The following is a 14,047-nucleotide window of genomic DNA, read 5'->3' as shown; positions in this document are numbered from 1 at the left end:
AAATAGGTTCCGCTGCCATGACCGGAAGATCATCAGGGCCATTGCGCCAATCTCGCGAGAAACGAAATGACCAGCAAAAAAGATCCGTTGCGTTCCACCGAATGGTTTGGAGGGCATGAAAAGGGAGCCTTCATTCACCGAAGCTGGATGAAAAACCAAGGCTTTCCTCCGCATCTTTTCGACGGCAGGCCTGTCATTGGCATCTGCAATTCATGGTCGGAACTGACCCCTTGCAACGGTCAATTGCGCGATTTGGCTGAACATGTGCGGCGCGGCATCTTCGAGGCAGGCGGTTTTCCCGTCGAATTCCCGGTGATGTCGCTGGGTGAATCAAATATGCGCCCGACCGCCATGATGTTCCGCAACCTCGCGGCTATTGAGGTGGAAGAAAGCATTCGCGCAAATCCCATTGACGGGGTGGTTCTTTTGGCGGGCTGCGACAAGACCACACCGGCTCTTCTAATGGGGGCGGCGAGTTGCAACCTGCCGACACTGCTGGTTTCTGCCGGCCCCATGCTGAGCGGCAGTTTCAACGGAGAGGTTCTGGGATCGGGAACGGACGTCTGGCGTCTCAGCGAGGAGATGCGGGCCGGAACGATCTCGCCAGACCAGTTTTCGGCGGCGGAGGCCGCCATGAGCCGGTCGCCCGGCACCTGCAATACGATGGGCACTGCCTCCACGATGGCCTGCCTTTCGGAAGCAATGGGGATCACGCTTCCAGGAAACGCGGCCATCCCCTCTGTGGATGCACGGCGGCGCGTGCTGGCGTTCATGAGCGGCAGGCGCATTGTCGAGATGGTTCACCAGGGACTGAGCATGTCGCAAATCCTGACGCGCGAGGCGTTCGAAAATGCAATCTGCGCAAACGCTGCAATCGGTGGATCGACCAATGCGGTTATCCATTTGCAGGCATTGGCGGGGCGGGTCGAGGTGCCATTCTCGCTCGATGACTGGAACCGCATTGGCCGCAACATTCCGACCATTGTTGATCTGATGCCTTCGGGCCGCTTTCTGATGGAAGACTTCTTCAATGCCGGGGGCATGCAGGCAGTGCTCAGAAGGCTTCTCGATGCGGAGCGTCTTCACGCGGATTGCCTCACGGTGAATGGCCGTACGATTGCCGAGAACAACAGCGCGATCCGGGTGCTCAATGAAGAGGTCATTCGTCCCTTTTCCGAACCGCTTACCGCGGATGGGGGGATCGTGGTGCTGCGAGGCAATCTGGCTCCCAATGGAGCGATTATGAAGCCTTCGGCCGCGACAGCGTCGTTGATGACGCACCGCGGCGCGGCGGTGGTGTTCGAGGACATCGATGACTACCACGCAAGGATCGATGATCCTGCACTCGACGTCGACGAAACCAGCGTTCTCGTGCTGAAGAATTGCGGTCCGCGCGGGTATCCGGGCATGCCGGAGGTGGGGAACATGGGGCTGCCCCGCAAGCTGCTTCAGAAAGGCGTGACTGACATGGTGCGCATATCCGATGCGCGAATGAGCGGCACGGCCTATGGCACGGTCATCCTCCATGTATCACCGGAGGCGGCTATCGGCGGCCCCCTCGCGCTGGTGGAAAACGGTGACATGATTTCCATTGATGCATCGACAAACTCCATCGTGCTTGAAGTGCCCGACGAGGAGCTTGCCCGTCGCAAGGCAGATTGGGTGCCGGCTGCGCCGCCCGCCAGCGGGTTCGAGCGGATGTTTTCCGATCACATCTTGCAGGCGGATGAAGGGTGCGATTTTGAACTTCTCAAGGGTCGGCGCGGGGCCGCGGTGGCGCGGGATTACGTATGATGAAGGAGGGAACCTTGTTGAATTGTGGAGTGGGCCGCGCGGACATGACGCCGCCGGTGGGCATCCCTCATATCCTGTGGGGGGCGCGTACCGTTGATCTGGCCGAGAGCATTCACCTGCCGCTGCATGCGACAGCACTTTGCCTTGAAAACGACGGAACGAAAATTCTGGTCTGCGATCTCGATCTGACGGGATTGCCCACACGTGTCTGTGATGAACTGCGTTCGGAAATCGAGCGTGAAACCGGCGTTCCGGCTGCTCTCGTTTCGATAGGGGCAACGCACACACACAGCGCCCCCGTCTGGGATGCGGAGACGACCAATGGTCTGTCGCCGGACATGCCCGGCATGAACCTGATGCCGTCATGGCGCGAAAAGTGCCGGAACGCCGTTCTTTCGGCCTGCCGCATCGCGGTGGAGAGCTTGCAGCCTGCACGGGTGGCCTTCGGGTATGGCGCAAGCGAAGTTACGCGGAACCGGCGTTTCTCCACGCCGGAAGGACGCATGGTGGTCAGCCCACATCAAGGCGGATTGCGCGACACCACGATAGCGCTCCTGCGTTTCGACGATCTCGACGGCAATACGATCGCAAGCGTGGTGGGTTACGGCACGCATCCAATCGTGCTCGCTCACCAGAATACGGCGATCAGCGCCGAATTCCCCGGGGCGCTCAAAGAAGGCGTGGAAAAGCTCGTCGGGGGTGTCTGTCTGTTTCTGCAGGGCAGTGCTGGGGATCAGATTCCGTTCGAGGCGCTGAGCGGCGATGTCCGGCTTGCCGAGCAGATCGGCAACCGGATCGCGGCAGATGCAGCCACCACGCTCACCGCGATGTCTCCGATGAACTACCGCATGGAATACAGCCATGTGGTGGAATCGGGTGCTCCGCTAGGCATTCAAAAGAAGACGGTGCTTGCCGACAACCCCGCGACAATCCGCGTTGCCGAAGCCGTGGCCGAGCTGCCCGTCAAGCCGTTCGAGTCCATCGACGTTCTTGAAGAACGCGCGGCCGCGACCAAGTCGGAGCTCCACGCGTTGAAGAATGAAGGCGTGGACCATGACACGCTTGCCGATATTCATTTCCGGGCACGGCGCGACGATATCATGCTCGTCATGGCCCGGCGTGTGCAGGGCGTTTCGACGGTGCCCATTCCGATACGCGCCCTGCGCATTGGCGATGTGGTTCTGGTGTCGGCTCCGATGGAGATCTTTTCTGCCACGGGACTAGCCATCCGGGAAGCGTCGCCCTTCGCGATGACTTTCGTAGGAGGGTATACAAACGGGACCGAGGGGTATTTGCCGCCTGCCGATTGCTATGCCGAAGGCGGCTATGAGGTGGAGCTTGCTTGCTATGTTTCGAAGGATGCAGAAGCCGTTTTCCGGCAATCTGCGATCGAACTGGTGAAAACACTTTACACGGAGTGAAGGCGCTGATGTGCCGAGAGCGGCATCCGGGCGAGCGAATAAACGCATTTACCGATGCAGAAGCTTTCAGTTGTCCACAGTCTCCCGACCCGCCAGGCTGTAATTCGGCGTATATCAATCACAGCTGCTTGTAGGGCCGCTGTGACGGGGCAATTGGGTCGAACGCGATATGGCCAAGAAGTCCGCCGTGGGGCGGTCGTCAAAACCGAGCCTTAAGGACGTGGCAAAACTCGCCAATGTCTCCGTGATGACGGTGTCCAATGTCATCAACGGGCGCATGGCGCGTGTCGGCGACGAGGTGGCGGCTCGGGTACGCGAAGCTGTCCGTGAGCTTAATTATCGCCCTCAGCGCAGTGGTCGCAGCTTGCGGCTGCAAAAGGAATTCGCGCTCGGCCTGACGGTGTTGCATCCCGATCGGCGTTTTCTCGACGATCCCTACATCACCCAGGTTGCTGCGGGGATGAGCAATTTTCTCGCCACCATCGGCTACAGCCTCATGGTGAACGGGTTGCGCAACCTCAAAGCCCTCGACACGTTGATGGAGCGCAGCTTCGGCTATGACGGATTTGCGGTGATGGTCTCAGGTGAGCGTGAGCAGAGGGTGCAGGTTTATAAAAAACTCGCACAGCTCAAGCTGCCGATGGTCGTCATCCAGGACGCCCCACCACCTGATCTGCCTGAAGTCTCTTCGGTCTGTCAGGACGATGGTGTAGGGGCGGGGATGCTTGTCGAACGTCTGATCGACAAGCGCGCCAAGCGAATTTTGTTTGCCGCTTCCCGCCAGGTCTGGCCGGCTATGGAGAGACGGGCAGCCGCGGCAGTTGCCGCTGCGGGAAAGCGGGCACGTATCGATCACCTGTCATGCAGCGAAGATGATTTCGAATTGTCCATTCGCCAGATCGAAACCTGGTTGCGAAGTCATCCCAACACCGATGCCGTTATGGGTGGCAATGACCAGCTCGGCCTTGCGGCGATGCAGGCTGCGGAGCGATGCGGTCTTTCCGTGCCGTCGGAATTGATGGTCACCGGCTACAACGCCTTCCTGTTCCAGAAATTCTCGAAGCCAACCCTGTGTAGCGTTTCCTCGCCTGCTTACGAAATCGGCCAGGAGGTCAGCAAGATGCTGATTGATCTCATCAATGGGGATGGGGGCGAGGCTCGTCATCTTCTGATGCCCGTCAGTGTCGTCGATGGTGGCTCAATCGGTTGAGCCCGACTACGCCTGACGATACTCCTTGGTGCTCGTAGACCCTATATGGAGCCGCCTGCCGGGGAGGGAAGACGTAACGGAACCCATCTGAACCACGAGAAAACAGCGTCCTGCATGGTAGAAGAAACACGAAGCCCAGGTCATGGGTCTCTGGACGCATGTCTTTTCGAAACATCGCTTGCTGGACAGGGTGTTAGCGGGAGTAAGCTGCAGCCAACCCCGCACCTAACGAAAATACGCTGCAGGCTCTGATTGCTTTCGCGGCTTCTAGTGGCCTCGGCACTGCCAATATCGTGACCTGTGAAGCAACATATCCGCTCGCGCCGTCGTTCGGTGGCGAGCGGATCATTGCCGTTCCGCCACACGGCGCTGGATGCAGAATGACGTTACTTCCGCGACAAGAATCTTAAGCGCGCGCCACGGCCACGCGTATTTACATTGTAGGGCAGGGGGCATCTCTCGCGGCAGGCCACAATTACTCGCGCTCTGCAAAGATCGGCTTTGAAGGCGCTAAGACGCATCTCCTCTTGATGCTACGGCGGAAGACGCGTTGTTGTTGAAAAAAAAGCGGCATTCATGACGCAGGAATTGGTCGGTCCTCGCTGAGGAAGCTGACCCAGCGTGATGCCCGCCAGCCTGTTGCCGAGGATTATTGTGGCGCCATCTCGGCCAGCCTTTGATTCTCCACTTCCCCGGCCGCGATGATCAGTTTGAGCGACTGATTGAGCTGCGCCCGTTGATCGGGCGTAAGGCGCTGGAGCAGCGCTTCCTGATGGTCTGCAAGCAGGGCGGTCGTTTGGACGAGCGCGCGCTTACCCTGCTTGGTCAGATGCAACGCGAAAGCCCGCCTGTCCCCGGGTTGACGGTATCTTTGCACGAGGCCCATCTCGCGCAGTTTGGCGACAAGCGCCCACAGCGTTGACCCCTCGACATTCAGCAATCGCGCCAGTTCGATCTGGGTAAGCCCGGGATTTTCCTCGATGAGAATGAGCATGCCCGCCTGAACAGGGGTTAGTCCGGCGATGCTGGTCGCGCGGGTGCTTAACATCCAGTGGGTCGTATAGGTCATACTGGCCCGGCGGAGCAGGTAGCCGGTCTGGCGTCCAAGTTCTCCGATCTCGGCCTCGCCCTGGGGCAAGGCGTCGTCGTGTTCGGCCGGGACGGGTGTATCCGTCAATATGCTGCCTCCAGAATCGTCAAAAACTCCGCGGCGGTCAGCGGCCGCGGGTTTGTCTTGTTAAGATGCTCGCGCTCGGCCTTTTCGGCAAAGTCAGAGAATCCATCTCGTGTCATTCCTAATGCAGAAAGGCGCTGCGGCAAGCCCAAAGCGGCGATAAAATCGTTTGTCCATACCGACAGGCTTTTGCCAGAAACGTTGTCGAGCGCCGACTTAAGCTCCGTGGCGCGCGCAGGAGCGAGCTTTTCGTTGATCGCCAGAACGTGCGGCAGCACGATGGCGTTGAGGGTGCCGTGGGGATAGCCGAGAGCGCCGAGGGGATGAGTGAGGGCATGAATGGCGCCCAGACCTTTCTGAAACACCATTCCACCCATAACCGCAGCGAGGAGCATCTCGCTCCTTGCATCGCGGTTGTTTCCATTGCGTACAGCTTCGGGCAGACTTCGCGCCGAACGGGAAACGACATCGAGAGCGATCGCATCGGCCGGCGGATTGAAGGTCGAAGAGAAATAGGCTTCGATCCCGTGGCACAGCACATCGATACCGGTCGATGCTGTCAACATCGGCGGAAGACTCAGGGTCAAATCCGGGTCGCAGATTGCGCATCTGGGAATAAGGTGGGCATTCACACAGGCGGCCTTGGTCCCGTTTCGCAGGGTCAGCGAAGCTGCACGTCCGACCTCGGCTCCCGTCCCCGCCGTCGTTGGAACCGCAATGATGGGGCTCGTCGGACCAATGGCATCTGCGCTTCCGCCCCCTATGACATAGTCGGCGAGCACGCCTGAATGCGTTGCCAGCAAGGCGACAGCCTTGGCCAGATCGATCGATGAGCCGCCGCCGAGCGCGACGACACCGTCGCACTCCGCCTCGCGGAACGCCGCAAGCGCTTTGATCGCTGCGGCCTCGGTCGGATTGCTTGGCGTCTGATCGAAGATCGCTGCGGGCTTCACCACCGCGGTCACGCGTTCGACCAGCCCCGCCTCTACGATGCCCGGATCGGTAACCAAAAGAAACCGGCCGACGCCCAAATGTCCCAGCTCGTCGGCGAGCACCGATAGAGCCCCGAAACCGAAGCGAACTGGGGTGACATAGTTGAAGCGAGCGATGGTCATCGGCCCATAGTCTCCGGAAGGAACAGAGCAATGTCTGGCCAGAGAACGAGCAGGACGATCAGAACGATCATTGCCAGCAAGAAAGGCAGCGTTCCGGTGTAAATGTGGCTGAGCGAGATGTCGGGCACGATGGATTTGAGCACGAAGACATTCATGCCTACGGGTGGCGAAATCAGTGCCATTTCAAGCACGACAACCATGAAAACGCCGAACCATATAGGATCAAGCCCGAGCGAGACGATCACCGGAAATACAATTGGCAGTGTGAGTGCGAGCAGCGCGAAGCCGTCGAGAAACGTGCCGAGAATGAGATAGGCGACCATCAGAAGCATCATGCTGCCAAAGACGCCAAGCTCGAGATCGAGCATCGCGGCTGAAAGTGCGGATGGGATTCCGGTGCGGGCCAGAAATGGCGTGAATATGCTGGCGCCGATCAGGATGATGTAAATCATCGCGGTCGTCGTTGTGGTTTCCACCAGCACCAGTCGAATGCGGCTCCAGCTCAGCGAGCGCCGCCACAGCGCGACAAAGAAGGTGGCGATGGCGCCGACCCCGGCGGATTCCATAGGCGTGAATACGCCCAGATATATGCCGCCAATGGTGGTGAGAACGACGAGGATGAAAGGCAGGGACCGGAAAACCGCCTGCATCCGCTCTCGGCGTGGCATGACGGCGGCGGCGGGTCCAAGATGAGGCCAGATGGCGGTGACGATCATGATGACGAGAATGAAGAGCGTCATCAGCAGAATTCCTGGCAGGACTCCCGCAAGAAACAACTTCCCGATCGATTGCTCGGTGAGGATGCCGTAAACCGCGAACCCGGCAGAGGGCGGTATCAGGATTCCCAGCGTCCCACCTGCCGCGACCACACCGGTGGCGAGCCGGTCGTCATAGCCAAAGCGGTTCATCTGCGGAATGGCAACCTTGCCCATCGTCACCGCTGCGGCGACCGACGAACCCGAGAGGGCAGCAAACCCGCCGCATCCGATGACGGTCGCCGAGGCGAGGCCCCCACGCATCCGTCCGAGAAGGGCGTTGGCGACATCAAAAAGATCCCTTGATAGCCCGCATACGCCAGCAAGGTTTCCCATGAGCAGAAAAAAGGGGATCACCATGATTTCAAGCTTCATCGCGAGTTCAATGGTTTCTCCGGTCATCGTTGCGAATGCCGCGGTGGGGTTCGTGAACACTAGCGTGCCGAAAAACCCGACGATGATCATCGCTATTCCCACCGGTACCCGCACCAACAAGAGAACGGCCAGCGCAGCCAGCGCGATCAGACCGATGGTCATGGATTGTCCTCCGGAGCTCGCTCTGGACTGGTGGTCTGGGCCCAGAATAACTTACCCGCAAAGATCAGGGCCGTTGCGCCCGAGCCCAAAGCGATGACGCTCCAGGGCAATGCGAGCGGGATGCGCAGAAAATTCGTGGTGTCGCCATATTCGTGGGCGTCCAGCGCCCGCAACGCTGACAACCAGCCCATCATGGCAAAAATGACCGCGCAGCCGATGTCCACGATTGGATTGATGATCCGCCAGAATATGGCTGGCAGAATGTGGGTGAGCATCTCGACAGCGATATGGGCGCCCACCGCCGTGCAATGCGGCAGACCGAGGAAGATCACCAGAACCATGCCGATCTGCATGATCTCGAGGATCCCGTGGATGCCGCTGTCGAAGCCGTAGCGAAGCACGACATTGACAGTCATCAGCACGATAAGGATAGCCAGGAGGACGCCGGCGATTATCGCCAGCGTCTCTCCTGTTCGCGCTAAAGCGTCGGGAAGGTGTGTGTTGGGCTCAGAGCGTGAACCGGCCATAGCCTCTACTCTTCAAGAGCCGAAAGAATGGCCTCGGCATCGATGCCGCTTTTTTTCAGTTGGCTCTTGTAAGCGGCAATCTGAGGCTCAATGGCCTCGATGATGCGCCCGGCTTCTCCCTCATCGAGCGTGATGACTTCGAGCCCGTCCACTGTGTCGAATAATTTATAGGCCTCATCGGCCGCCCAGCGATAGGCGGCCTGGCCGTCGGCGCTGATGGTGCGACCGAACAACGCCTCGAGTTCGGCGCGTTGTTCCTCGGGCAGCGCGGCCCACTGGTCCTTGTTGGCGATCACATAAAAGGTGGAGACACCGCCGGGGAAGTCCCGGGTGATATAGTCAAGCACCTCATAAAGCCGGAAGGAACGAATGCCATCCGGTCCGGTCATCACACCGTCGATCACGCCGGTTTCCAGTGAGGTGTAGAGATCGGAGGCGGGTATGTTGACGGGATTGGCGCCCCATTCGGCCAGAAACTCCGCTCCCAACACGGACGGGGCGCGGATGGTCATCCCTTCAAGATCCTTCAGCGAGCGAACGGGCTTGCCGCGGGTGGCGATGAGTGTCGGTGTTGCCGTCCACAGGCCGAGCAGTTCCACCCGTTCGAAGTCCGGAGCGAATTGGTCGATATTGTCCCAGATCATGTCGACGGCTTCTTGTGCGTCGGGCAGAGCGCCGGGCAATTCCAGCAGCAGGGTCCGCGGAAACGTGCTGGAAGTGTATCCCGGCAGGCCGAAAACCATGTCGGCAACACCGCGCAGGGCACGGTCATATTGCTGGTTCGGCCCTGCGCCCAACTCTCCGGCGGGATAGATCCGCAGCGCAATCTTGCCGTCGGTCGCCTTGGCGATCTTGTCCTGCAGCGGGACGAAGACTTCCGTATGCAGTGTATGGGCAGGCGGCATGAAATGCGCCAGTCCGAGTTCGTCCTGGGCCTCGGCCGGCATTGCCGTGAACGCCAGCAAGGCGGCGCACAGCGCGCTTGTGCTCAATGTAAGCTTGGTCATGTTCTCTCTCCCTTTTTTGTCCCCTCCGCCTTCTCTTATCAGGCGTTTCGGACGTTCTAAACGGACTGTGCAGACCGGCGATACTCCTCCTTGAGCGTCAGTCCATGTCCAGGCTCCCCTCCGGCGCTCATGCGGCCGTCAGCGTCCCATTGTGGCCACCCCTCGAACATAGGTTCGAGAAGCGGAAAATCCTCAAGCCAGGTGACATTGGCAGCCGCAGAAGCGACATGCGCGAACAGGCCCGGCAGAAAATGCGGTGCGATACCGATGTCGAATGCAGCGGCGATCTGCGAAATCTCGAGGATCGGCGTCAGCCCGCCCATCATCGCGAGATCCGGTTGGAACACCGTCGCCAGCCTTTCGCTTAAATAGGGCAATGCTGCACCGCGGCCCTGAAGATGTTCGCCAGTTGCTATTGCGCAATCCGACCGAGCGGCGAGGGCGCGATAGCCTTCCAGCGCCGTGGATGGCAGCGGTTCCTCGACGAACAGCAGGCCGTTGTCTCTGGCGGCGGACATCAACCACATCGCGCCGGCCAGATCACATTTCTCATTGGCGTCTGTCATCAGATGAATGTCGTCCGGCAGAGCCTTGCGAACGGCAGCCAGAAGGAGTGCGTCGATACGGGCGCCCCGGGCGCGTGGCTTGAAGGCACGAAGTCCGAGATCCAGCTGTCTCAGCGCGGTCTCGCAGGCCTGGTCGGGTGTCTGTGCGGCGTTGAAACCACCGCTTCCATAGACCGGAACCGGCCTTGCGGCACCTCCCATGGCCACCCCAAGCGGCACGCCGCGGCTCCGGCTTTCGAGATCCCATGCGGCCATGTCCAGTGCCGCCAGCGCAACCAGATTGGGCCCGAGCCCGGTGCGGTTGAAGGTTGCGGCGACATTGCGCCACAGAGCCTGGGGCGGCGGAATGGCTCCCGAGGCGAAACGCTCGACCTGTTGCCGAGCGGCCAGCGCAGTGACCGCGCCGCCGCCACCGAGCACGTAGGAAAACCCAAGTCCTGTGGCACCATCCATATCGGTTAATTCGACGATGATGACGTCCACGCCGCCTACGCCTGATCCCCCTACCGGGGTCTTGAGCTTGAAAGGTATGAGGCTGACGCTGGCATTGGCGATATGGGTCATGCGCTGCCTCCTGCCTGCACTGCAGCCGCGTGGTGTCTTTTCCCGACCCGAACGCTCATTTCTCCTACGCTTTCAATGCGGCATTCCATGACGTCGCCATCGCCGACCGGAGCCACCCCCTCGGGTGTGCCTGTCATGATGACGTCGCCGGGATGGAGGCGGTAGGCAAAGGACGCGCGCTCGATCAGCTTGCGGACGTCGAAGATCAGGGCTTTTGTCGAGGAACGCTGGCGGACCTCGCCATTCACACGCAATGTGAAATCGAGATTGTCGGGATCGGGAACCTCATCGGGAGTGACGAGGCTCGGTCCCAGTACGCTGAAGGTATCGAAGGATTTGCGCCAACTGCGGTCCTCGGGACCGCGTATGGTCATGTCTAGGGCGATCGCGTAGCCCGCAACATGGTCGAGCGCAGCTTCGCGGGTGATCTCGAAACCGGGTTTGCCGATGATGACCGCCAGTTCGATCTCGTGATCCATACGCCGGTCTAGCGGCGGCAGCAATACAGTCTGGTCGCAGCCGATCAACGAGCTTGGCGCCTTCAGAAACAGCCCCAGATCATCGATGGTCTTGATCTCGGTGCCGAAGTTGATTCCGGTGTCCTTGCGGGCCTCGTCCAGATGCTTGTGATAGTTGACGGGCGCGGCGATGATTTTTCCCGGATTGGCGACTGGGCTGTCGAGCCTTACGCTGTTGCGCGCAAGGCGTGGCGCGTCCGGCAGGAGTTGCCCGATACGGGCACATACGATGTCGAGGTTGGCCACGAGCAGATCGCCATGCGGCAAGGGCCATTTGAGCTCAGGCAGGACGTCCACGGCTGCGCTGACATCGGCGATATCGCCGACGTCTGTCATCACGCCAAGTCTCGTCTCGTTGAAGCGGCACAGACGCATGGAGCCTAACCCCGCTCTTCCAGGAAAAAGCCGAGCTTTTGCTGCGCGGATCGATCCGAGAAGCAGAAAAGGAATGTGTCCTTGATGGCCTTGATGCGCCGCCAGCTTCCGTTCTTCATAACGGTGACGTCCCGCGGCCCGGCGTCGAAAGTCTCCTCGCCGGACATGATCTGGACTTCTCCTTCGATCACGCTGGCGACGATGGCATCGGTGGAGCGCATGGGGGCTGTTTCAAATCCCGCGGGGAGATACATCATCCAGGTGCCGATGGTTGGCATCGCCCAGTCTCCCGTCAAGGGATTGGAAAAGCGCATGGAAATGGCGGTATGTGCATCAGGCGCGCGCCCTGCGGCGCTGCCGAGCAGCGCTTCGCGGGTTCTCTCGAACGGATATCGGATTACCGGAGACGTCAGACCATGAGGGTTTTCGCCCTCGAGGGGAAGCAGGCCAGATCCGAAACGCGACAGCGAATCGCCCTCTGGCCGCGCCGACGCCTGCCGGTCTACCTCGTGCTCCTCGCCCCTGATGATCTCGAAGGTGCGGGCCATCGGCAGATCGAGACCGTCAAGCCACATGACCGGGTCCGCGCCATCATTGCCATGATCGTGATAGGCCCATACCGGGGTAATGATAAAGTCTCCCACATGCATCCTGGCACGCTCGCCGCCGATCATCGTATACCCGCCGTCGCCTTCGAGAATGAGGCGAAAGGCCGATGGCGTATGGCGATGCGCTGGTGCAACTTCTCCGGGCAGCACGAGCTGGATTCCAGCATAGATGGTGGGCGTGACGCGCGGCTGACCGGGATAGGCCGGATTCTGGAGGACGAGCACGCGACGCTCGGCTTCTTCAGCCGTAACGAGATCGCCCGATTCAAGAAGAAATGGCCTGACATCCTCCCAGCGCCAGGCGTGGGCCTTCGTCGTCGTGATCGGCTCTTCAGGCAACAGGCTCTTGAGGATTTCCCAGAGCGGGGACAGGCTCTGTCCCGCAATCTTGTCGTAATAGACCTGCCGGGTGTTATCCGACGTCTTGAAAACGGAAGCCTGTGCCATCGGTGTTCTCCTCCTCTCGCAATGTGAAATCCTGCTATTTTGCCGCGGGCTTGGTCATACTCAGGGGCACGTCCATGGGCGCAGCGCCGGACTTGACCGCAGCGGCCTCGCGTACCGAATTGATCATTGAACTGTTCAGAAGATAGGCGCGTGCGGTTTCCGGATTCGCCGCGATCTCCCTCAGCCTTCGCTGTTCGGCAGCGCGCACGTCCGGATCCCGCTCCTCGAGCAGCTTTTTGTTGCGAATGCTCATGGACTGGACGGCCCTGATGTTAACCGGGCGACGCTGCCGGTCATAAAGGTCGAAAAGGTCCTCATGAGGGGCACCGTCGAGGTAGATCTCGACGAGCTTGCCGCCGAGATTGACGGCATCGTGCACGCTGCCATTCAACCCGAACCCTCCCAGCGGATTGTTCAGATGCGCCGCATCTCCCGCCAACAGGATCCGGCCCTCGGTAAATCGCGTGGCGACCCGCTGATGTACGCGATACGTCGAGGCATATTTCAGCGGGAACGGTTCTGCGTCATGGCCGGCATGTTCCATGATGGTTCCAAGCCGCTCCTGTATGGAGGCCGGTGCCATGACCTGTTCATCCGGTATCGCGGGATCGGTGCCGTAGGCAATGCGCCAAAGTCCGGGAGGGCCATCATCGGGAACGATGAACACGGCCGCCCAGTTGTCAGGATCAGCGATATAGCCCGCCCCGGCAAAGCCCCACTCGCCGAGATCGAACGTCGTGCTGGCGACAAGGAAGCGCTCGGGCCAGGTAAAACCTGCGAAATCGACTTTCATGGCCGCGCGCACGACACTGCGCGCACCATCGCACCCGACAAGAAAAGCACCGCGCAGCGTTTCGCCATTCGCGGTCTTTACGGTTACGCCGCCGTCGTCCTGAGCGACCTCGGTTACGACTTCATCGAAGCGGATTTCGACGCTGGACAAATCCTTGCGGATCCTGTCCAGCAGGATCGGCGTAAGCCTGTGCTGTTCGAGATGCAGGCGATAGGGATAGGGCGTGTCGTTCGACAGAAGAGACAGGTCGAATTCAGCCACCACGCCCGCGATGCGGTCCCGCACCTGCCACACCGGTACCTTGATCGCTTCGCGATGCATGGTTTCGCCAATCCCAAGCTCCGTCAGCATTTCGATCGTTGGGGGGTGAAAGGAGCCTGCCCGCAGATCCACCGTCAAATCGGGTTCAGCCTCCAGCAAAATGCAAGGCACATCGTCCATACCCAAGCGGGCTGCAAGAGCCAGTCCCGTGGGGCCCGCACCTACGATAATTACCGGCTTACTTTCCACCCCAGACATTCCTTTTTCTTTATTAGTTTGTCTTACTAATTAAATAAGCGATCCTCATGTTTGTCAACGCAGGAATTGCCTGCTTTACGGCTGGATCGGTTGCGGATAGAAGGGAATTTCGTGATC

12 protein-coding genes are annotated in these 14,047 nt (G+C 59.9%); 3 read left to right on the top strand and 9 right to left on the bottom strand.

The features are described from left to right. Positions 1 to 66: 66 nt before the first annotated feature. From KW403_RS03195 to KW403_RS03185, 3 genes are all read left to right on the top strand, one after another. The gene (locus tag KW403_RS03195; protein WP_223021319.1) at positions 67 to 1,794 is read left to right on the top strand and encodes an IlvD/Edd family dehydratase; all 1,728 of its coding nucleotides are present in this window, start codon (positions 67 to 69) and stop codon (positions 1,792 to 1,794) included. Further along, positions 1,791 to 3,215, top strand: coding sequence for a neutral/alkaline non-lysosomal ceramidase N-terminal domain-containing protein (locus KW403_RS03190; RefSeq protein ID WP_343224049.1), 1,425 nt, complete (start codon positions 1,791 to 1,793; stop codon positions 3,213 to 3,215). Before KW403_RS03195 ends, KW403_RS03190 begins: the two co-directional genes overlap by 4 nt. Before the next feature lie 169 nt (positions 3,216 to 3,384). After that, positions 3,385 to 4,425, top strand: coding sequence for a LacI family DNA-binding transcriptional regulator (locus KW403_RS03185; protein WP_223021317.1), 1,041 nt, complete (start codon positions 3,385 to 3,387; stop codon positions 4,423 to 4,425). Positions 4,426 to 5,074: 649 nt separating this feature from the next. Here the strand turns inward: KW403_RS03185 and KW403_RS03180 are convergent. The 9 genes from KW403_RS03180 to KW403_RS03140 are packed head-to-tail and all read right to left on the bottom strand — an operon-like array spanning position 5,075 to position 13,930. Next, positions 5,075 to 5,602 carry a MarR family winged helix-turn-helix transcriptional regulator gene (locus KW403_RS03180; RefSeq protein ID WP_223021316.1) on the bottom strand — a complete coding sequence of 176 codons (528 nt, stop codon included), beginning with the start codon at positions 5,600 to 5,602 and terminating at the stop codon, positions 5,075 to 5,077. Continuing rightward, positions 5,599 to 6,714 (bottom strand): iron-containing alcohol dehydrogenase, encoded by a 1,116-nt coding sequence (locus tag KW403_RS03175; RefSeq protein WP_246637874.1) that lies wholly within the window; start codon positions 6,712 to 6,714, stop codon positions 5,599 to 5,601. Before KW403_RS03175 ends, KW403_RS03180 begins: the two co-directional genes overlap by 4 nt. Then, a complete protein-coding gene (locus tag KW403_RS03170; RefSeq protein ID WP_223021315.1) occupies positions 6,711 to 8,006 on the bottom strand; it encodes a TRAP transporter large permease in 1,296 nt (431 codons plus the stop codon). The genes KW403_RS03175 and KW403_RS03170 overlap by 4 nt, the downstream gene beginning before the upstream one ends. Beyond that, positions 8,003 to 8,533 (bottom strand): TRAP transporter small permease, encoded by a 531-nt coding sequence (locus KW403_RS03165; RefSeq protein WP_223021314.1) that lies wholly within the window; start codon positions 8,531 to 8,533, stop codon positions 8,003 to 8,005. Before KW403_RS03165 ends, KW403_RS03170 begins: the two co-directional genes overlap by 4 nt. A 5-nt stretch (positions 8,534 to 8,538) precedes the next feature. Next, a complete protein-coding gene (locus KW403_RS03160) occupies positions 8,539 to 9,540 on the bottom strand; it encodes a TRAP transporter substrate-binding protein (protein WP_223021313.1) in 1,002 nt (333 codons plus the stop codon). A gap of 56 nt (positions 9,541 to 9,596) precedes the next feature. After that, positions 9,597 to 10,670 carry a mandelate racemase/muconate lactonizing enzyme family protein gene (locus KW403_RS03155; protein ID WP_223021312.1) on the bottom strand — a complete coding sequence of 358 codons (1,074 nt, stop codon included), beginning with the start codon at positions 10,668 to 10,670 and terminating at the stop codon, positions 9,597 to 9,599. Continuing rightward, positions 10,667 to 11,524, bottom strand: a complete 858-nt coding sequence (locus KW403_RS03150) for a fumarylacetoacetate hydrolase family protein (protein ID WP_246637943.1) — start codon at positions 11,522 to 11,524, stop codon at positions 10,667 to 10,669. Before KW403_RS03150 ends, KW403_RS03155 begins: the two co-directional genes overlap by 4 nt. 44 nt (positions 11,525 to 11,568) lie before the next feature. Then, complete coding sequence (locus tag KW403_RS03145) at positions 11,569 to 12,618, bottom strand: cupin domain-containing protein (RefSeq protein WP_223021310.1); 1,050 nt, start codon at positions 12,616 to 12,618, stop codon at positions 11,569 to 11,571. 34 nt (positions 12,619 to 12,652) lie between these two features. After that, positions 12,653 to 13,930, bottom strand: coding sequence for an FAD-dependent oxidoreductase (locus KW403_RS03140; RefSeq protein ID WP_223021309.1), 1,278 nt, complete (start codon positions 13,928 to 13,930; stop codon positions 12,653 to 12,655). Positions 13,931 to 14,047: the final 117 nt, after the last annotated feature.

This window comes from Nitratireductor kimnyeongensis (assembly GCF_019891395.1).
Classification (GTDB): domain Bacteria; phylum Pseudomonadota; class Alphaproteobacteria; order Rhizobiales; family Rhizobiaceae; genus Nitratireductor; species Nitratireductor kimnyeongensis.
This window is presented reverse-complemented; position numbering and strand designations above follow the sequence as displayed.